18 protein-coding genes and 1 other annotated feature are annotated in these 21,194 nt (G+C 35.7%); of the genes, 7 read left to right on the top strand and 11 right to left on the bottom strand.

Annotated elements, in window-relative coordinates:
• Positions 1 to 45: 45 nt before the first annotated feature.
• Positions 46 to 228: a hypothetical protein gene (locus tag MKY02_RS03325; RefSeq protein ID WP_370588357.1), complete on the top strand. Its 183-nt coding sequence runs from the start codon at positions 46 to 48 to the stop codon at positions 226 to 228.
• A gap of 151 nt (positions 229 to 379) precedes the next feature.
• On the opposite strand, the gene MKY02_RS03320 is transcribed toward MKY02_RS03325, so the two are convergent.
• The gene (locus MKY02_RS03320) at positions 380 to 478 is read right to left on the bottom strand and encodes a YjcZ family sporulation protein (protein ID WP_076034466.1); all 99 of its coding nucleotides are present in this window, start codon (positions 476 to 478) and stop codon (positions 380 to 382) included.
• 153 nt (positions 479 to 631) lie between these two features.
• Here MKY02_RS03320 and MKY02_RS03315 point away from each other — a divergent pair, with 153 nt between their 5' ends.
• On the top strand, positions 632 to 1,507 hold the full coding sequence (locus MKY02_RS03315) for a peptidylprolyl isomerase (RefSeq protein WP_038189009.1): 876 nt from the start codon (positions 632 to 634) through the stop codon (positions 1,505 to 1,507).
• Between the two features lie 131 nt (positions 1,508 to 1,638).
• Positions 1,639 to 1,968: a hypothetical protein gene (locus MKY02_RS03310; protein ID WP_327192209.1), complete on the top strand. Its 330-nt coding sequence runs from the start codon at positions 1,639 to 1,641 to the stop codon at positions 1,966 to 1,968.
• A 68-nt stretch (positions 1,969 to 2,036) separates the two neighbouring features.
• Here the strand turns inward: MKY02_RS03310 and yhaM are convergent, their stop codons facing one another.
• Genes yhaM through MKY02_RS03295 form a run of 3 tightly spaced genes read right to left on the bottom strand, consistent with a single transcriptional unit; the run spans position 2,037 to position 7,121 of the window.
• Positions 2,037 to 2,975 (bottom strand): 3'-5' exoribonuclease YhaM, encoded by a 939-nt coding sequence (yhaM, locus tag MKY02_RS03305; RefSeq protein WP_038189011.1) that lies wholly within the window; start codon positions 2,973 to 2,975, stop codon positions 2,037 to 2,039.
• Positions 2,972 to 5,872: an ATP-binding protein gene (locus MKY02_RS03300; RefSeq protein ID WP_340710614.1), complete on the bottom strand. Its 2,901-nt coding sequence runs from the start codon at positions 5,870 to 5,872 to the stop codon at positions 2,972 to 2,974. Before MKY02_RS03300 ends, yhaM begins: the two co-directional genes overlap by 4 nt.
• Before the next feature lie 28 nt (positions 5,873 to 5,900).
• Complete coding sequence (locus MKY02_RS03295) at positions 5,901 to 7,121, bottom strand: metallophosphoesterase family protein (protein ID WP_340708624.1); 1,221 nt, start codon at positions 7,119 to 7,121, stop codon at positions 5,901 to 5,903.
• A gap of 179 nt (positions 7,122 to 7,300) precedes the next feature.
• Here MKY02_RS03295 and MKY02_RS03290 point away from each other — a divergent pair, with 179 nt between their 5' ends.
• Positions 7,301 to 7,486, top strand: a complete 186-nt coding sequence (locus tag MKY02_RS03290) for a YhzD family protein (protein ID WP_038189025.1) — start codon at positions 7,301 to 7,303, stop codon at positions 7,484 to 7,486.
• Positions 7,487 to 7,529: 43 nt separating this feature from the next.
• Here MKY02_RS03290 and MKY02_RS03285 read toward each other — a convergent pair whose 3' ends face one another.
• Both MKY02_RS03285 and MKY02_RS03280 read right to left on the bottom strand, forming a co-directional pair.
• On the bottom strand, positions 7,530 to 8,312 hold the full coding sequence (locus MKY02_RS03285; protein WP_076034464.1) for an enoyl-CoA hydratase: 783 nt from the start codon (positions 8,310 to 8,312) through the stop codon (positions 7,530 to 7,532).
• 35 nt (positions 8,313 to 8,347) lie between these two features.
• Positions 8,348 to 10,039 (bottom strand): FAD-binding dehydrogenase, encoded by a 1,692-nt coding sequence (locus tag MKY02_RS03280; RefSeq protein ID WP_076034463.1) that lies wholly within the window; start codon positions 10,037 to 10,039, stop codon positions 8,348 to 8,350.
• Positions 10,040 to 10,632: 593 nt separating this feature from the next.
• Positions 10,633 to 10,866: a binding site (T-box leader), on the top strand.
• An 80-nt stretch (positions 10,867 to 10,946) separates the two neighbouring features.
• Here MKY02_RS03280 and MKY02_RS03275 point away from each other — a divergent pair.
• Together MKY02_RS03275 and serA are read left to right on the top strand one after the other, a co-directional pair.
• Entirely contained in the window at positions 10,947 to 12,104 is a 1,158-nt protein-coding gene (locus MKY02_RS03275; protein ID WP_340710612.1) for a pyridoxal-phosphate-dependent aminotransferase family protein, read from the top strand.
• 2 nt (positions 12,105 to 12,106) lie between these two features.
• The gene (gene serA, locus MKY02_RS03270) at positions 12,107 to 13,693 is read left to right on the top strand and encodes a phosphoglycerate dehydrogenase (protein WP_076034461.1); all 1,587 of its coding nucleotides are present in this window, start codon (positions 12,107 to 12,109) and stop codon (positions 13,691 to 13,693) included.
• A 426-nt stretch (positions 13,694 to 14,119) separates the two neighbouring features.
• On the opposite strand, the gene MKY02_RS03265 is transcribed toward serA, so the two are convergent.
• The 4 genes from MKY02_RS03265 to MKY02_RS03250 form a co-directional block, all read right to left on the bottom strand.
• Positions 14,120 to 14,908 (bottom strand): HAD family hydrolase, encoded by a 789-nt coding sequence (locus MKY02_RS03265; protein ID WP_340710609.1) that lies wholly within the window; start codon positions 14,906 to 14,908, stop codon positions 14,120 to 14,122.
• Positions 14,909 to 15,076: 168 nt separating this feature from the next.
• Positions 15,077 to 15,685, bottom strand: coding sequence for a hypothetical protein (locus tag MKY02_RS03260; RefSeq protein WP_340710606.1), 609 nt, complete (start codon positions 15,683 to 15,685; stop codon positions 15,077 to 15,079).
• Positions 15,686 to 15,905: 220 nt separating this feature from the next.
• A complete protein-coding gene (locus MKY02_RS03255; RefSeq protein WP_340710604.1) occupies positions 15,906 to 16,733 on the bottom strand; it encodes a DUF2785 domain-containing protein in 828 nt (275 codons plus the stop codon).
• A gap of 180 nt (positions 16,734 to 16,913) precedes the next feature.
• Positions 16,914 to 18,047, bottom strand: coding sequence for a glycerate kinase (locus tag MKY02_RS03250; protein WP_076034458.1), 1,134 nt, complete (start codon positions 18,045 to 18,047; stop codon positions 16,914 to 16,916).
• Between the two features lie 126 nt (positions 18,048 to 18,173).
• Between MKY02_RS03250 and MKY02_RS03245 the strand changes: the two genes are divergently transcribed.
• On the top strand, positions 18,174 to 19,253 hold the full coding sequence (locus MKY02_RS03245) for a CdaR family transcriptional regulator (protein ID WP_340710601.1): 1,080 nt from the start codon (positions 18,174 to 18,176) through the stop codon (positions 19,251 to 19,253).
• A gap of 44 nt (positions 19,254 to 19,297) precedes the next feature.
• On the opposite strand, the gene MKY02_RS03240 is transcribed toward MKY02_RS03245, so the two are convergent.
• A complete protein-coding gene (locus MKY02_RS03240; RefSeq protein ID WP_038189036.1) occupies positions 19,298 to 20,812 on the bottom strand; it encodes a coproporphyrinogen III oxidase in 1,515 nt (504 codons plus the stop codon).
• Positions 20,813 to 21,194 lie beyond the last annotated feature (382 nt).

Here is a 21,194-nt window from a genome sequence, read left to right as displayed (position 1 = left end):
TGTTTGTTATGCTTATGATGTAGATAGAGGGGAGGAAAAGACTTGATGATTGCCATTGTCGTCCTATTCTCGGTGTTTTATTTATTTCAAATCAACCGGATGACGTATGCACTTTGTGCGCAAAAAGAAATTCCTGAAGAAAAACAACCAAAAATATATCGAACTATAAATGTATTGATTACTATTTTGTTAATCTCATTTTACTTGGAGATTCTGTTCACTGTGTAAGCAATATTCATTTTATATCATTGAAAATAGCTTGTTGGATAAGTTAAGTTCTATCAACATTAAGTTAGTTCTTCCGTCCTCAAATTAATGAATTTAATAAATAAAAAAGTCCATTCGCATGACTGCAAATGGACTTTCTTATTGCCAAAATTCAGCAAATAAATGCCGTGCCAACAATAATTAACAAAATAAATAACACGACAATTAAAGCAAATCCTGAACCATTAGAATATCCACCACCATTACCCATTACCCACACCTCCCTTCTCTTTGCTATCTTATGCATATATGTTTTAGGGTTTTAGGCTAAATGAATATGGAACCTTTTTCTTTTTTTATCGTTTTGTGTTATAGTTACAAATACATTAGTTAGAAGTAACTAAAGTTGGGAGAGATTTTAAAGATGAAGAAAACAGTATTATCACTTACACTAGCAGCATCTGTTCTTGCTCTTGCTGCATGTGGAAATAATTCAAGTGACGAAGTAGTAGTAGAATCAAAAGCAGGTAATATTACAAAAGAACAACTGTACCAGGAAATGAAGAGTGCGGCTGGTACACAAACACTTCAAACATTAGTTATCAAAAGTGTATTAGAAGATAAATACAAAATAACTGATAAAGAAGTAGATGCAGAATTCAAAAAGCAAAAAGAAGCAATGGGTGAAAGCTACGAACAAACTCTAGCTGCTCAAGGCTTAACTGAAAAAGATTTCAAAGAAGATTATATCCGTATTCTTTTATTACAAGAAAAAGCTATGAATATTTCTGAAAAAGAAATCGAAGCATACTACGATCGTATGAAAACAGAAGTAAAAGCAAGCCATATCCTAGTTGCTGATGAAGAAACAGCTAAAGAAGTAAAATCTAAACTAGATAAAGGTGAAGATTTCGCTAAACTTGCTAAAAAGTACTCTACAGATCCAGGTTCTAAAGAAGCTGGCGGTGAACTAGGTTGGTTCGGCCCAGATAAAATGGTTGCTGAATTTACAGATGCTTCATACGCTCTTAAAAAAGGCGAAATCAGTGAACCAGTTAAATCTACTCATGGCTATCACATTATTAAATTAGAGGACAAGCGTGATGTTAAAGACCTTCCTTCTCTAGAAGATAGCAAAAATGATATTAAACAAAAAATTGCTGCAACTGAGGCAGCTCAAAATAAATTCATTGAAACAACTACTAAATTAATTAAAGAAGCTGACGTGAAGATTAAAGACAAAGATCTAAAAGACGCACTAAGCCAATTTTTAAATGAAAATACTACTACTGAAAAATAAGTAGCAACATTTAAGTACTTGATCCATTACGATGGATCAGGTATTTTTTTATTTTTACGGGCCTCTGTCCTCTTAATGTTTTACTTTGTCGCATGTTATAGAGTTAACAAGTTAGAACGGAGGTGATTCCTTTGAAATGTCACAACCATCACCACAGACATGGTTTTGGTCACGGTCACGGCCACGGCCACGGTCATGGTCATTGCCACAATCACGGCCAACAACCCATCGTATGCCCTACACAATATCAGTTCAATGATTGCTACGTTGAGAGAGAAGTTCCCGTTATTCATCCAATAGTTACTGTAAACAGAAAACACATTGTTAATGTACCGCGTCATTACTACACACAATCTACTGAAAACGTAGTAGTTGATCCAGGTGATCCAGGTAGACCAGGTCACTGCAATATGAATAAGCCATGTCATAAACCATTCCATGGACTGTTCCGTAACTGTTAACAGTAATACTCTTTAGTATGTAAAAAGGACCTCTCAGCATCGCTGAAAGGTCCTTTTTCTTTATTTTATTAATCAATTGTTGGTTTATAGAATGCACGATTATCTAATGGGAATAATCTTTCTGTGAATTCACCAGATGCTGTCTTACCTAATGCACGTTTTAGCATATTCATTTTGGCATCGATATTATCGATGTAGTGAAGCATCTCCGCTTCTTGCAACATTGGCTTTTTAGGGCTTCCCCATTCTTCTTTACCGTGATGAGATAATACCATATGTTGCAACAACATGACTTCTTCACCTTCGATTTGAAGTGTATCTGCGGCTTTCGCAATTTCTGTCACCATAATCGAGATATGCCCTAGCATATTACCCGTGACAGTATATGATGTTGCAACTGGTCCAGATAACTCAACTACTTTACCGATATCATGTAAAATAATACCTGCATATAATAAATCCTTATTTAACGTCGGATATAAATCAGCAATTGCTCGACCTAATTTCAACATCGATACAACGTGATCTAGTAAACCAGATGCATAATCATGGTGATTTTTTGTCGCAGCTGGGAACGTCATAACCTCATCTTGGTTTTCTTTTAATATATGTCTAGTAATGCGTGAAATTTGTGGATTTTTAATTTCGAAGAAGAACTGCATCAATTGCTCAAATAATTCCTCTTTTGGTGTTTCTGCAGATGGTACTAAATCCACTACTGAAACTCCCTCATCATTCGCTACTGGACGGATTGCTTTTATACGTAGTTGAGCTTTACCACGGTAATCATGGATCTCTCCACCAACACGTACAATGCCCTCAGATTGATATAGTTGTTCATGTTCTTCGCCTGTATCCCATAATTTTGCTTCAATACTACCGCTCTTGTCTTGTAAAATTAACGTCATAAATGGTTTCCCCATTGTTGTAACGCCTTTTGTAGCTTGCTTAATTAATAAATAATGATCGACTGGCTCTCCGACTTGAAGTGATGCTATACCATTCATATGGAAGTCAATCTCCTTTCACTTTTTAAATTTGAAACATGAATGACGAATGATTTTGACCATTGATCTATCATATTTTCATGACATGTAAAATAAAGTATCTGGTGTTTCGTTTGAATACTATCAACTAATTGTACCATGTTACCAATACGCAAACGATCAAAATGAACAAAAGGATCATCCATAATAATCGGAAATGGTGCAGATTGTTGTAATGAATCCGCCAATGCAAATCGTAATGCTATATAGGCTTGCTCTTTCGTCGCTTGGCTCAATTCATCTATTGTATAACGCATACCATCCTCAGCAACTGCTTCAAAAATACTTTCTGAGTTTATCTCTAATGTATCATAGCGGCCACCTGTTAACTGTATAAAATATCGTTCTGCATTTTGCAAAACTGCTGGCAGTCTTTTTTCCTTTAAGTTACGCATAGTTTCTTGTATTGCTGTTGCAATTGCTTGATTAATAGCCCATTCACGAGCTTGCTCCGCTAAAGCGGCTTTTTGCTCTTCAAACCTTTGAATCTGAATACCATATTTCTCATCTGATAATAGACCTATTGTTTTCGCTTGTAGCTCCGCATGTTCACTGAGTAACTTATCTTTTTTCTCTTGTAAAGATAGCAGCGTAGCTGATATCTGCTCAAGTAGATTTTGAGATTCTATATCGTTTAATTGAACGTTGACTGATGCCTCATCGAACATTGCCAATTGTTCCTCTACTTGTTTTAATGATAGGAAATTGTCTTTATAAAGTTGAAATTGTTCGTCAGCCCTATAGAAATCCTCGGCTGTTTCAACATCAGCTTCTTCAAATAAATGTAAGATTTCATTCGTATAAGATTTATGCAAATTCGTCTTCTCATCAATAATATTTTCTAATTGTTGTAGTTTTTCTTTAGCCGTTACAACAAGCTGCTGTTGTTCAGTCATATTGAAATAGACTGATTGAACGGTAGCTGATAAATTTTCTCTCGTACAGATTATTTCGCAAGCTGCTGAGGCATCCTTTATACGCTCATTTACTAGCGCAGAAAGTTGCTCTAATTGATGTTCTTTCATCATTATACTTGAGCTTTTTTGTTGGAACTCACGTACTTGCCTGAATAACTCTGTTAGAAGTTCGGGTTGTAATGAGCCGCTTATTTGAAAACGCTTTAAAAAAAGTTGAAGTTGCTCTTCACTTTGTTCGACATACATATTGAATTTAGATACAGCTTGTTGAGCTTCTTTCATTTGTACTTTTTTATCATCATACTGTTCTTGTAACAGAGTAATACGATCTTCAAATTGGCGAATTTTTGTCAGTAGTTGTTCCATCTCAGATTGCTGTGATTCAAATTCGCGAATTTCACGTAGCAGAGCTTCTTTATTTACAGAATTATCTTCATTTGGCACTGTACCATTGTCCAAAATAAACCATAGTGCAAAAGCTACAATAATACCTATTGCGATTACAAGCCAATTAGATTGACTAATGCCAATTAGAATAGCTATTATTGCAATCGCTACACTGAAGAGTTTTACTGATTTTGTACTTTTAGTTACTTTTACTTCATGATTTAAGGTAGCCTTCACTTCAGCTATTCTTTGTATTTTTGCTGACCAATTGGCTGCTCGTTCTATCTCATAGTCAGACGGTTGCTGTTCAAAAAGATTATCTAATTTTTGTTCATCTGTTGCTAACTCCTTTTGAAGCTGTTCTAAAGTACGTTGACCAAATCGATACTGTTCTTCGTTTTCTTCCAATTGCTTTACCAATTGACGAAAATAATCTTCCTGTTCAAGAGAAACTTCCGTTTGCTCTAAAGCTTGTTGCTGTTCATAATCCGTAATGCCCAATAATCGATATTGAGCTATTTTTTCTTGTTGTAGTATTTCAATATCATTTTCTAAACTTTTCACCTTAGAGTTCCACTCACGCCATTCACTGTCTTGATCATTGAGGTTCTTTAATCTTTGGTATCGTTCATCATCAAAACCTACTTTGAGTTGCTTTTGGATTATTTCTTTTTCTTGCTGAACTTGGTTTAATATAGCTTGTACTTCGATTTTTTTGTCTTTGTACAACTCATAACGATGCACTCCATTTGTCGGAAATCCTTTCTGTAAAATAGATTGAAGCTCTTGTTCTAACTGTTCCTTCTTTTGTAGTAGAGGATAGAGTTGACGGAATATATGTAAATTCTGCTGTTCTTTCAATTGCATAGATTCGGTTGATTTAATATCATCTAATTCTGCTGTAATTTGCTGTAATCTTAAAATAGTAGGATCATATTCCTCAAGTTTTTTACGCTCTTCTTTTAGAATTTGATCACTTTCACGAAGTTCTTCAATCTGCTTATTTATCGTTGGGTTTTTACCAGATTTCTTAAAGAGCTCTCCAATTTTCTTATCTAGATCCTTTTCAAGTTTAGTTAATTGATCAACACCTGTTGTTCCTGAAGCTAATAATACTTTGCTCAATTCATCCTCAGACATATGCTCTAGCTGTTGCAATTGATGAACAGAAAATGAAAAAATGGCTTCAAAGCCTTCGCGATTATAGCCATGTACTATTTTCGCTAGCGCCTCCTCATACCCTCTTGTACCATCTTCAAAATAGACCGTAACATCCCCTATTGCTTTCCCCTTCACACGTTCAATAATACAATTTCCAAATTCATCGTCTATTATATGCACTTGGCCACCATATTTACCGCCTGCTTTCGGTTCGTAGCGGAGCTGTTGCGCATTCTTTTGAGGAAAACCAAATAATATATGAAGTATAAATTGCTGAATCGTCGTTTTCCCCGCTTCATTGAGCCCATAGAATACATTGATACCTTGTTTCAAATTAATCGTTACATTCTCATGTTGCCCGAATCCAAAAATAACCAATTTATGGATATACATATTGTTCACTCCCTTCTTTACTTCAAAGTTAAAGTTTCTTTGATACTAAGTTTTTAAATAAGTCTTTTGTTTGCGCTGAGATTTGCTCTAAATCTAAATCAGATAGAGGTTTTAAATAACGGCCTCCTTTAGGATGCTGATAGAGATCTTTTAGCTTTTCCTTCCATTGCATTTCGTCCCAATTATCAATAACATGAAGTACTGCTTCTGTCGCAACAGTTGGTTCATATTCTATGAAGTCTTGCCAATTGACGTGAACAGACTGTACCCAGATGGAAGGAGATTTCACCTCTTCTTTCTCTCGTATCAGTTCAAGCCATTCTTCTATAGTACTCTCTTCAAATAACATCTTAGCGCTAGGCTCTAATTGCTCAAGCTTTAATTCTACAACTCCTGCACCATTAATATCGCGAAATTGCTGCAACACCATTTCACATGCTTGTAAAATTTCATTGGCATGTATAAGACCCTCACAATTAACTTCAAATTCATCATAAACAATCACCGATGTCGGTACAAAATCCAGATTTGTGCTATGCTTTTCCATCTCTACATCATAAAACCCTTTTATACCTTGCTCTTTACGATGGCGGCTTTGAATATTACCTGAATAAACAATCGGTGGATGTACATTTATTATTTGACGTAAGTGAATATGCCCTAGTGCCCAATAATCATATTGTTTCGAAAGTAAAGCTTCTTTTGTAAAAGGTGCATAGACATCATGAGTTGTATTTCCCATCAAGCTTCCATGGAGCATACCAATATGAAAGGCATCCTTATCTGTAGCAACTGGGTATGTATTTATCATAGGCTCTGTCACATGCCGATTAGGATAACTAAAGCCATATATATGAACCTCAGTTTCGCGAATTTGTAAAGTCACTTGCTTTGTTTGCTTAGGTAGTACATAGACATTGGGAGGTAATTCGAAGCGTGTCCATTTTCCATTCAAATGATCATGATTTCCATAACTCAAAATGACTGGTATATTCTTGTCACAAAGTAGTTCCATACCTTTTTGGAAATGAGCTTGTGCACGTAAACTACGGTCTTCTCCATCATATATATCTCCAACAATGACAATAAAATCTGGCCGTTCTTTTACTGCATATTGGATGAATCGATCAAATGCTGCAAATGTGCTATTACGAAGTTCCTGTAAACGCTCCTTTGGGAGTGCCGACATCCCTTTAAATGGGCTATCTAAATGTAAATCGGCAGTATGAAAAAATCGAATAGTAGACATGATTTCCTCCTTCAACAGATACGAATATTTGTTCTTATTTTATCACAAAATTCCGGTAATTTATAGCAAAAGCTCTAACATAACTCATAGATTACTATTAAAATCCCATTACTGATTTGTATGTTTTTTCTGACTTTTCTAGTATAATGAATACACATTCATAAAAAAGGGTGATGAATATGAAAACGTATCGATTTACAGCGTTCGAAAAATCAGGTAAAACACTTTTTGACGAAGCATGGGAATTTGCTGATGATGTAACTGCCAAAACTCAAGGGCAACAACAAGTTGAAGAAAAAGGTTTGGCAGATCAAACACATCGCTTAGTAAATGCTGCTGGCAAATTAATATTGTTCCATTCATAATGAAAATGCCTTTCACAAAAGTTAAATTGTGAAAGGCATTTTTTTACTGTCCATTGAAAGCGGGTGTACGTTTCTGTACGAATGCTTGAATACCTTCTAAATGATCTACTGTTTTACGCATTTTAGATTGAGCAACTGCTTCCATTTTGAGAACATTCGTTAGCTCTGTACACTTTTGCGTATGCAAGATCTCCTTTGATGCAATCATTGCAGCAACTGGTGATTGTAACAATTTTTGTGCTAATAAATTTGCCTGTTCAGAAGCTTTCCCTTCAGGTACTACTTCATCTACCAAGCCTAGTTTTTTTGCTCCAGTGCCTGTCAATACGTCACCTGACCAAATCATCTGTTTAGCAAGCGGAGTGCCTAAACGCTCCTTCATGAAGAAATGCCCTGCACCATCTGGTATAAGACCAATCCCAATGAAATTCATCGCTAGTTTACTAGTTTCTTCAGCAATAATAATGTCACTAGCCAGTGTTAAACTAAAGCCTAATCCTGCAGATGCCCCGTGAACTGCTGCAATTGTTATCATTGGCAACATATATATTGCCTTCACAAAGCGTGTAATATCAACCATAACTTCATCAATATCCATCGGGTTGTCCTCATTCAGCATCGCTTTAATATCTCCACCAGCTGAAAATACTTTCCCTTCCCCTTTAATAATAAGTACTTGTATATTCCCATCATCATTTAACGCTTCAAAGCAATCAGCTAATTCTCTCATCATCACTTCATTCATAGAATTCATAGCGGCTGGCCTGTTCAAAGTCAACGTCGCCAATCTACCATTCTTCTCTAGTTTTAATGTTTCAAATGTCATTAAAAACACCCCTTTGTTTAAAAATGAACAGTTATTCATATAGTAATATTCTCTACTTCCTCCAGAACACCTTTATTTTTTGAAAAATTATTATTTTTTATATCTTTCAAAACTCCACGCCCTGCCTGTCTACCGCTAAATAAGCAGCTCCCTAAAAAGGTCCCTTCTAATGCTCTATAGCCATGAACGCCTCCGCCACCAAATCCAGCCACTTCCCCAGCGGCATACAACCCTTCAATCGGCTTCATCGATTCATCTAATACTTGGCCATCTAAATCTGTCTGTAAACCGCCTAATGTTTTACGTGTTAGAATATTTAGCCGCACCGCTATCAACGGCCCCTTACTGGCGTCTAATAGTTTATGTGGTTTAGCAACACGAACGACTTTATCCCCTATATAATTTCTAGCTCCTTGAATTGCCTTTGCTTGCAAATCCATCGTAAATTTCTTTTTTATCTCGTCATCTCGTTCTTTAATTTGTTCTTCAATATGTTCATACTGGATTAGATCATTTCCTGCAATTTTATTCATACCATCCACTAATTCTCTTAAATTATTAGCTACCACAAAATCTGCTCCATTCTCCATAAATGCTTTTACAGGTTTTGTCGGACCAGGTAATATACGTTGGAGCACTTTCCTTACACTTTTCTCAGTTAAATCTGGATTTTGCTCTGAACCTGACAATGCAAATTCCTTTTCAATAATCTTCTCTGTCAATATAAACCATGAATAATCATAGCCTGTTTTTTGAATAGCTTCCAACGTACCAAGGGTATCAAAACCCGGGAAATTCGGAGCCTTAAAACGGTTCCCCTCAGCATCTAACCAAAGTGATGACGGACCTGGTAGAATACGAATTCCATGGTTATTCCAAATGGGATTCCAATTTTGAATTCCTTCTGTATAATGCCACATTCTATCTTTGTTGACGATGCGACCTCCCACACGTTCAGAAATGCCTAACATTCTCCCATCTACATGTGCGGGTACTCCAGAAATCATTCGTTCAGGAGCCTTCCCTAAACGTTGGGGCCAATTTTTGCGTACCAACTCGATATTGGCCCCAATTCCACCACTCGTGACAATGGTTGCTTTCGCTTTATATTCAAAATCGCCTATTGAATCTCGTGCACTTTCTTCTCCACGTTTAGCACTACTAGGTACTAAAATCTTTCCCCTTACTCCAGTTACAGCATTTATAGAAGTTATCAATTCATCTACTTGATGACGTGGTTTATAGTCTACGAGCCCAGCTTTAATAGCGGCCCTTAACTTCTTCTCAAATGGCTTCACTAACCCGGGGCCAGTTCCCCATGTTATATGAAAGCGAGGAACTGAGTTACCTTGACGTTCTGCCCACCCTACAACAGGAAAAAATCTTATACCTAAACTATGCAACCATTCGCGTTTCTCCCCTGATGCAAAATCAACATACGCTTTTGCCCATTTTATAGCCCAGTAATCTTCGTCTTTCTCTCTGTCAAACTTTGCAAAGCCTAGCCAATCTCTCCAGGCTAAATCTTTTGAATCCTCTACACCAAGTCGCCTTTGTTCCGGTGAATCAACAAGAAATAATCCACCAAAAGACCACCAAGCTTGACCGCCAAGAGAAGCTTTTGGCTCTTGATCAAGTAATAATACTTTCTTTCCTTGATCCGATAATTCTGCTGTAGCAACGAGTCCAGCCAATCCTGCTCCTATGACTATTACATCATAAGTCATAATTCTCACCCTCCCCCACTGATAAAGTAAATAATATTTCGTTTCATTGTATTTCTTCACCTAATGTTTAAACACCTCTATTTACAATAGATATTGCTTAGAAATTAGAATTCCAAAAAACTAAAGTCAAGAATCATTTTATAAATCCGCTGTTTCTATCACCCTATTTTATAAGTTTCATGATTTTCTTTATTAACTCTATTCCGAACGATTGACTATTTCAGAAATTAATTTTCAAACTATAGTTCACTATTTTTGAACAATAATTTAAAAAGACATGTCTTTTCATGAAAACGCTTCACTTTATTACACTACTATCATAAATCTTCTAGAATATGCATTCTGTAAAGATTTATAAAAAAATGACTTCGCCATATTAAAATGAATCCCCACTATAATCAGTTCCAAAAACACAATTTCTCACATCAATATGTCCTCTCCAGTAACACGAACTTTTTCTTTATTATATTTATAATTTATTCGGTTTTAGGTTAATTTATACCTCATTTAAATCGATTTTATATTAATTTTTCAAAACAATGTTGACATTACCCGAATATAGCATTAATATTGATTTAAATTTAAAACACAGCAAAAATATAATGACGGAGACATGCTTCCCGATTTTGAAATCTTTAGAGAGCTAATGGTTGGTGAAAATTAGCGGTTTCAGCGGCAGGTTCCACTCCCGAATAGATAGGTTGAACATTCCAAAGTATGCCTATACGAATCATGCACGTTACGCATATAGCAAAGACTGTCCTTTTAGAGTGGACAGTAACCCAAGGGTGGTACCGCGTCTGTTAATTTAGCCTTTCGCCCCTTACATAATCTTATGTAAGGGACGGAAGGCTTTTTATATTTTCAAATACTTTAATTGTTTTTCAAATAAGAGAGGAGATTTAACATGTTACAAGATTATCAATTATTAAGAATTCCAGGTCCAACTCCAATTCCACCAAGCGTAGAGCGCGCTATGGCACAGCCTATGATTGGTCACCGAGGTTCAGAAACATCTAAAATGATCCAAAACATTAAACCGGGTTTGAAAAAAGTATTCGGTACAGAACAAGATGTTCTTATGATTACAGGTAGCGGTACATCTGGTTTAGAAGCTGCAATCGTTAATGTTGTAAAACCTGGTGATAAAGTGTTAGTCGTAACAACTGGTGTATTCGGTCAACGTTTCACAAAAATTTGCCAAGCATATCAAATTGATGTTGAAGAATTTGCAGTTGAATGGGGCACATCGTTAAATCCAACTGCAGTAAAAGATTACTTAAAAGAACACCAAGATATTACTGCTGTATTCTCTACTTATTGTGAAACATCAACAGGTGTTATCAACCCAGTTGACGAATTAGCAAAAGCAGTTCATGAAGTATCTGAAGCGCTAGTAATCGTTGATGGTGTATCTTGCATGGGCGGCATTGAAACAAAAATGGACGAATGGGGTATTGATGTTCTAGTAACCGGTTCACAAAAAGCATTTATGCTTCCTGCAGGCTTAAACTTTATCGGTGTGAGTGATCGCGCTTGGAAAGTCATCGAAGCTAACCCTAAAAAGGGCTTCTACTTAGACTTAACAAAATACCGCGACAACTTAGAAAAAGATACAACGCCGTTCACACCTGCTTTATCTTTACTATTTGGTCTTGAACAAGTACTTAAAAACCTTGAAGCTGAAGGATTTGAAGAAGTATATAAACGCCATGCATTAATGCGTGATATGACACGTGCAGCATTTAAAGCACTCGATATTCCATTATTTACAACAGATGCTGATGCTTCTCCAACAGTAACAGCAGTGAAACCAGTTGATTTTGATGCTGAAGCATTCCGTAAAGTACTAAAAACTGATTTCAATCTATCTGTAGCAGGCGGTCAACAACACTTAAAAGGGCAAATCTTCCGTGTTGGTCATATGGGCTACTGTGCACCAACAGATGTTCTACAAACATTGGCAGCAATCGAAATTGCACTTGTTAAAGTTGGTAAAGAGATTGAGCTTGGAAAAGGTATAGCAGCAGCACAAAAAGTTTATCTTGAAGGAGCGAACAACTAATTATGGCTATTAACATTTTAATCAGTGATCCACTAAGCGAAGATGGTATTTACCCTCTTCGCCAAGAAAGAAAATTAGATTTAAATATCGTTATTGATACTGGCTTAACTCCAGACGAGTTAAAAGCTAAAATTAAAGACTTCGATGTATTATTAGTTCGTAGCCAAACAAAGGTTACTCGTGACATCATAGAAGCTGCTGATAATTTAAAATTAATCGGCCGTGCTGGTGTTGGCGTAGATAACATAGACCTTGATGCTGCTACAGAAAAGGGAATAATCGTAGTAAATGCACCAGATGGTAATACTAACTCTGCTGCTGAACATACAACTGCAATGATTATGGCTCTTGCTCGTCATATCCCACATGCACATATGTCATTACAAGAGGGTCGCTGGGATCGAAAAAAATTCGTAGGCGTTGAATTAAAAAATAAAACATTAGGTGTTATCGGTTTCGGACGTATCGGGCAAGAAGTGGCGCACCGTGCAAAAGGTAATCGCATGGATGTTATTGCTTACGACCCATTCTTAACTGCTGAAAAAGCTGAAAAACTAGGAGTAGACTTCGGTTCAGTTGAAGATGTAGTTAAAGTAGCTGACTTTATCACAGTCCATACACCCCTATTAAAAGAAACAAAACATATGATCAACAAAGAAATCTTTTCATTAATGAAAGACGGCGTTCGTATCATCAACTGTGCTCGTGGTGGAATCATTGATGAAATAGCCCTCTATGATGCAATCGTTGAAGGTAAAGTAGCTGGTGCTGCTCTTGACGTAATGGAGGAAGAACCATTTGTAGGAAACCGCCTGTTAAAATTACCACAAGTCATTGCAACACCACACTTAGGCGCATCGACTATTGAAGCACAAGAATCAGTTGCAGTTGACGTAAGTCATGATATCTTAAGCTACTTCAACATTGGTACAGTTCGTAATCCAGTAAACATGCCTTCTATTCCTAAAGACATTATTGCTAAAATCGAGCCTTTCTTCGATCTTGGTGAAAAATTAGGTGCTTTCGTGTCTCGCCTATCAGATGCGGCAGTTGAAGAGATCAATCTATACTACGCTGGTGAGTTAGCTAACTTCGACGTTCGTCCATTAACAAATAATACTATTAAAGGATTATTAAAACGTAATTTAGGTAACCACGTAAATAACGTAAATGCTCGTTACTTAGCGGAACGTAACACAATTAAAATTAACGAACATAAAACTACTACAGCAAAGGGCTTCTTAAACTCAATCGCTGTGGAATTAGTTACTGCTACTGAAACGCATAAAGTAACAGGAACTCTATTAAACGGCCTTGGTGCTCGTATAGTAAAAGTAGATGATTATGTAATCGATGTAGTACCAGAAGGCCACTTACTATTTATCAAACATACTGATAAACCAGGTGCCATTGGCCGTGTTGGAACACTATTAGCAGAAAAAAATATCAACATCGCAACAATGCAAGTTGGTCGTTCAAACCAAGGTGGAGATGCCATCATGATGTTATCAGTAGATAATCACATCGAAAACGTAGACTTCCTAAAAGCACAAGACAACATCTTTGACGCGAAAACTATTGATTTATAATAAATGCTGAAGACGCTCGTCTAGCTGCGAGGTCGTTGGAAGACGGAAGCCAAAGTCGCTCTTTGACTTTGTGCGCCCAACTGAAACGACCCGAGCCGCTAGCGCCTGAAGCTGGATATTCTTAATGCTGAAGGCGCTCGTCCAGCTGCGAGGTCGTTGGAGGGCTCGCACACAAGACGCTTTTTGTCTTGTGCCGAGAGACTGAGACGATCCGAGAGTCTAGCGGCTGCAACTGAACTTCTTACTTTAAAGAAATCCACATTTAAAACATAGATACACTTGTTCCTATATCTTATTTAATCACTTCACATGTAACTCAAAAACAACCTGATCCTTTAAAGGATCAGGTTGTTTTTTTACTTGTTTATTTAAAAAGGACTTCAAAAAAGCTGTCTAATATAAAATATAGACAGCTTTTTTGAAGTATTAGATTGTTTTAATTAGAGGTATTAATTCACGTAATGATTTAATCTCATAGTTTGGTGTAACGCCTTCGATTGGTGTTTTTTCTTCACGATTAATCCAAGCTGAACGCATATTAACACGCGATGAGCCTAAAATGTCGGTCATCAAATTATCACCAACCATAATAGCTTCATCCGCTTGAATGTTAGCAACTTTTAAGACATGTTCAAAAATAGAAGCATCCGGTTTGCCACGACCAAAATCACCAGAAATAACAATATGATCAAAGTAAGGAGCGATTTCAGGTGTGATTTCCAATTTTGTGTGCTGTAAACTAGGTGAACCGTTTGTTAATAAAATTAATTTAAATTTCCCTTTTAATGTATCCAGTACTTCAAATGTTTCTTCATAAACATAAGGACTTTGCTTACGCGCATCGATAAAATAATCCCCTAATTCTGCACCAAGTTCCTCATTATCTATACCTAATTTAGCTAAACCTATTGTCCAAGAATCTTTACGATAAGTTGAAACTACTCTTTTTAATTGTTGAAATTCATCTGTTGGATCATCAAATGTCCCCCAAAGACCTTCAAATGGGTTAATGCCAATCATTTGTGTATATTCATATGTAGGATAAGATGCATAGAAATTACGTGCGGCTTCTCTCACTGTTTCTTCAAGCTCAAAAGGATTTACAGTCACTTGATCTGCTGCCTTTTTACAAGTAAGTTCAAATGCAGTCGCAATACTTTTCTTATCCCAAAGTAAAGTATCATCTAAATCAAATATTACCGTTCGAATCGTCAAAATAATCGTCTCCCTTTTCACAAAAAAAGTTTATGTATTATTACTATCCTAGCATATTTCAAACTACATCCAATGAGAATTCTTCAAAATAAGTCGACATTTCCATCTCAATAATACAAAAAGATCATTAGCTTGAAATTCTTTGCTAATGACCTATTATAAAGGGTTTCAATTTTCTTCACCGATATCATCTAATGCATCTGGATAAATTGTTTCATTAAATATTTTACCATTTTTAGCATCTTTCATTTTGACAGTAACCTTCAAATCTTCCTCGGCTGTTCCGTCAAAGACTTGATAGAACATACTCGCAATCCCTAAAGAGAATACCGCAAAACCATCGAAGCTATTTTCAAACTCTTTTTTATCTACTGTTACTATATACTCAGAGAAATTACTGTTATAGCTAATTTTAAGAACTGAAGGTATTTCCGAATCTTCTTCAATTTCTTTTACATTTGAAGCTGTATTCTCCTTCATTTCCTTCATCAAAGTATCGTGCTGCTCATGTGACATAATGTAGGTCACAGAACCATCACCGTTCTTTTCAACTTTTATATATTTCTTTTTTTCCTTTGCATCTGCAATAATTGCATCTATATCTTCACCTTCATAAAATGAAGCTGGGACTTTTATTTCGATATTCATTAAGTCTCGATTTACTGCAACGTCACTTTTATCTTGCTGTTTATTCTCTGCTATCTCACCAGATGAGCAGCCTGAAATCACTAATGTACTAGCGATTATTCCGCCTGCTAGTAAAACTTTGAAATCCATAACTCCCTACCTTCCGAACATATATTTCTCAATAATTGTACCATATTACAGGTAGGCATTTTAGGTTAATTATATTAATTTTGATAGTATTCGCTTACTTATGGGCATTTTATCTCACATAAGAAAAATGTTCATGTAAGGTAGTAGCTTTCTGTTCAAACCATTTATGCAGTTTTTATTCTACTTAAAATACAATACAAACTACTACATGAAAAATTACTCAACTAATTTCTGTCAAACAGCGTTCAATCTTTCTTTCGATAAAAGCATACTTTTTATCTGTAGACGCTATATAATAGAAGCTTTTTAAAAACATCTTGCAATTGGCTTGTAGAATAACAAACTTTTTAGTAGATGCTTTCTCTTTTTGTTTGGCTAAAAAAGGAGGAATCCTCTCAAAAAATCCTTTTGCTATATCAATAGATAATCCATTTTCAAGCATCGTAAGTATGGGCATGATTACTCGCTCATCCTCACTCGAAAGATACACTGCTTTTGAAGTAAAAATTTTATTCACTAATGACTGAAAGATTTCATCATAATCTGCTACTTTTAATTTTGGGTTCTTTACTAATTCATCAACTGCATATGCAGTATTTACAACACTATGAGCCCACCCCTTATCTGTAACATAGCCCCTTATATCTTCTTCCAAATCTAAATATGTAACTAACTTGTCCTTCACTTTTCCAATCATTTCTTCTGTCAAAAATGGATGCTGTAAATCTTGATTTAATAGTAAAGCAATTAATAATGCTGTGTAGGAGCGTTTAAATACACTATCCACACCATTTCCACCAATTTCATCAAATAAATAAATGTCACTTAGAGCAGTATTAAGCATATCTATCATTAGCTCGTTTGATAAATGCCTGTTATGAATTAGTCTCCAAAATGCTTGATAAATTAAGTCATCACGAAGTTCTACATCTATTGACCCAATATGCTCCATCATCGAAAACACATAACGATGCTCAGCCACTTCTGCCCAACTCTTCTGACCACTTTGCAACTCTAATAGTAGACTCTTTACTTCTTCCTCATTCATAGCTACACCACCTTTAGTGATAATTCTCTTTCATTAACATATTCACTGGCGGCGCTATTCATGATTAATCTTTTTTATTCCAATATCTATATACCATTAAATTTTATAAGACAGAAAATAATCTTAAGTAAGATAAAGAGAATACCTAAAAAAATTACTAGAAATAATCTGTATTACACCCTATATTTCTTTTATGATTTGTTGCACCGTTTCAAACGTCCTCCTTCTTAAATGAATCGCTGCATTTTGAATTGATTCTTGCTGTGTTACTGTTTCATTTGCTACGCTTACGATTGCTAAGAAATGTTCAGATAGCTGTGCGCGACTATCCTCATCAACATAACCCGAAATTAAGGCAACTGGTATTTGCAATTTTTTTGCTGCATTTGCGATGCCGATGGGTGCTTTCCCCGAAAGTGTTTGAGAATCTGATTTTCCCTCTCCAGTTATAATCAATGATGCTCCTAAAGTTTCACCATGAAAATCAATTGCTTTCATAACGACTTCAATCCCTGGTTTTAATACTACTGAAAAAAATGCTAAAAACGCTCCACCTAGTCCGCCTGCAGCGCCTGCACCGGGTTCATCATGCAGTGCAACACCTGTCATAGCTTCGATTTTATTTGCTAATATCGTTAAATTATGATCAATTCGTTGCACCATTTCTGGTGTTACCCCTTTTTGTGGTCCAAAAATAGTAGTCGCCCCATTTGTCCCAACAAATGGATTATCAACGTCACATGCGATAACAAACTCAGATACTTTTATGCGTTCATCGAAAGAGGAATTATCAATTTTATGTAGCGTACTAAGTGCTTCTGCACCAAGTTCTAATTCCTTTCCTTCAACATCTAAAAACCTCATACCAAGTGCATTAAGCATACCAGTACCGCCATCGTTAGTAGCACTTCCCCCAATACCAATAATGAATTTACGGAACCCAGCATTTAATGCATGACGGATTAACTGTCCAGTTCCATAAGTTGAAGCGATAAGTGGATTTCTTTCGTCATTCGTCAAAAGTGTTAAACCAGACGCCTTTGCCATTTCAATGACACAAGTCACTCCATCCCCTAAAATGCCGTATTCAGCTTCAACAAGTCGACCTATTGGATCTTGTACCTTTACACTAATAATTTGGCCATTTGTAGCTTCCACTAGTGGCTCTAGTGTTCCCTCCCCCCCATCTGCTACAGGTAATAGTACAGTTTCAATTTCTGGATCTATTTCATGAATAGCAGCTACCATTGCTTTTGCGGCATCTATAGCTGTAAGTGAACCCTTAAAAGAATCAGGACTAACAACGATTTTCACAACAATCCCCCCTAAAATAAAACGCTTACAATAATTATAGTGATAAATTTAGTATTTTACATTATACTTAACGTATAAATTCCCTGTATTATAACAACTAGTTTTTATACACTTCGGAGGAAAATTATGATCTCAAAACAATTAGCAAACCAAATAGTAGAACAGACCATGCTACGTTTGCACCGTAATATAAACGTTGTACATACAAATGGTAGAATTTTGGCTTCAGGAGATCGGTTACGTGTAGAAAGTATACATGGAGGGGCTAGAATTGTTGCGGAAACAGAAAAAACGCTCATTATTACAGAGGAAAACGCTCATCTTTTTCAAAATGCAAAGCCTGGTATTAACTTACCCATCTTCTTTCAAAATGAGCTTGTAGGTGTAATTGGTATTACTGGTAATCCAGATGATATTGCAGAATGGGCCCCGCTTGTTCAGTTAACAACTGAAATGATGGTGCACCAAGCACTTATAGCCTCACAAAGCGAATGGAAACGTAAATTGCGTGAAACTATTTTCGAAGATTTGATGACTCAACAGCCTTTGCAAAAAGTAATGAAAGAACGTTTATCTAAAATTGGCTTCTTTCATGCACCGCCCTTTTATGGAATTACATTGGACATCGAACCAAAACTAACAGCATACCAATCTTTTGTCGAACATATGGAGGATTTTTTCATCCATGAATCTGTCATCTTTGGTAGATATCAATTAAATGAGCATTTCATTTTATTATCTGGTATGGATGCTAAAGCGATTGTAGACAAACTAACGCTGTTGTTAACTCAAGTAAAAAAATATTTCATTGTTAAAATAGGCATCGGTCAACCAGTTCAAACATTAGAAAAAGTATTTAACTCTTATGAAACAGCAAGAAACGCCATTGAGTACGGTGACAAAACAAAAACGATCAACTTTTTTGAAGAAGTTGAAGTTTTTTCTTTGCTAAAAAAAAGTGATTCTCAGGAAGCTTTGCTCTTCACGAATCGTACATTAAAAGATTTAAATAATAAACTTATACATACGTTGGTTGTCTATTTTTCACATAATCAACAACTCACAGTTTGTTCTGAAGAATTAGGTATTCACCGACATACACTGACATATCGCTTAAATCAAATCCATGAAATAACCGGTTATAATCCTGCCATATTCCAAGAGGCAATCATTCTTCAAATCGCCCTTTGGTTAAGAAATAAATAAAAAATAGGTGAACATCACTTGATTAGAGATGTTCACCTATTTTTTTATATTAATTTAGGTTCTTCTTTATATAGTTCATCAAGAATTTCTAGCTTTTTATCAATAGCATCTTCAAATGTCATAATATAAGCTGCAGGATCTTTAGGATTATGGAATTGTGTAATCTTCCCTGTTTCTGCATTAACGAATTTACTTGAAGCTCCACAACCAAGTCCTATAATCGTTTGAACTTCTTCCATAATCACGATATTATATATACTTTCTTCACCTTTTTTAGAATATCCAACGTTTTCAAGATTCCCTAAAATATTTTTTTGACGATATAAGTAATACGGCTCATAGTTATTATCTGTAGTCCATTCATGAGCACGATGCATCATTTTCTCAGCTGTTTCACGGTCCGCAACTTTATATTTCTGTTTGTTATGTGTCATTTCTGAAGCACGTTTAAATGATAATGTATGAACAGTTAGTGATTCCGGTTGCATTTTTTCTGTTTCAACTAGTGAATTCTCAAATTCTTCTAGACCTTCATTTGGTAAGCCTATAATTAAATCCATATTAATATTATTCATTCCCATATTACGAGAAAGCCAGAACTTATCAATAGTCTCCTGAACTGTATGGTGACGTCCAATCGCCTTTAACGTTTCATCTGTGTAGGATTGTGGATTGACACTAATACGGTCAATTCCCCATTTTTTCAAGACTTCTAATTTTGCAGGCGTAATTGTATCTGGCCGTCCTGCCTCCACGGTCACTTCACGAATTGATTCAGCGTGTGGAAATGAATCATACATCGTTTGATATAATGCATCCATCTCATCAGCTTCTATAGATGTTGGTGTTCCTCCACCCCAATAAATAGATGTAATTTTCATATCACGTTCCTTTAACCATTTCCCCATTTCACGAATCTCAATATGAAGCCCATCTAAGAACGACTCTACTCGGCCATTTTTACGATGGATAGCATACGCAGGGAATGTACAGTAAGCACATTTTGTAGGACAAAATGGAATACCAATATAAATACTCACTTCATTACCTATTGTATCTAAATCTGGAATAGTCGTGAGCTGACGATCTACTATTTTTTTCATTAGAGTTATTTTTTCATCTGATAGTCTAAATTCTTCTTTTAACTTAGTATGAATTTCTAAATCAGTTAATCCACTTTTTCTAAATTTATGATACAGCTTTGTAGGACGTATACCCGTTAAGATACCCCATTTCTGGTGAATACCCGTCAGTTTTTCAAGTGTGTCTAAAAGTACATGAGATAATGCTCTCTTCAGTCGAATGTTTTGTTCCTTTTCATTAGCTTCATCAGCGTACTCTTGAACAAATTTACTTATATACGTTTCACCATCTGAATGTAATTCAGCGGTTGTTGTTACTGTATGATTGGCGTCTATATGCCATTCAAAATAAACATTTAAATCAGTGTCTTTATCCGTTTTCGAAACTTTCGAATCCTCAAAAAACAAATTTGTAATATGATTGAAGACTCGCACCCAATCCTGAGGGTAATTTCCATTAATTCCAAGGACTTTCATATCAACTATTCACTTCTTTCGTTTTTACTTTCATATACAATGGAAAAACTTTATACCATTCTTATTACAATGTTAAAGGAGCGAGTAAATTGTCTTTTCTCACAAGAAAGTCAAAGCCTATAAATACATCTCTAGAAATATTAGTTTTTCAAGAACTTTATAACATCGTTATATCTAATTCGCTCAACCGATCCATTTATATACAGATGGATATGATTCAGCTAACTAATAGCTACTTTACGCATTATGAAACCTACTCTAGTCAAAAACATTGAATCCATTGTAGCAAAGTTTTATGAAAATCTCGAAAAAGAAAATTCATTAGGTAAAAATATTAATCAAAAATAATCAAAACAGTTCCATTAGCAGTTTAAGAACTGCT

It is taken from the genome of Viridibacillus sp. FSL R5-0888 (genome assembly GCF_038009105.1).
GTDB lineage: Bacteria > Bacillota > Bacilli > Bacillales_A > Planococcaceae > Viridibacillus > Viridibacillus arenosi.
This window is presented reverse-complemented; position numbering and strand designations above follow the sequence as displayed.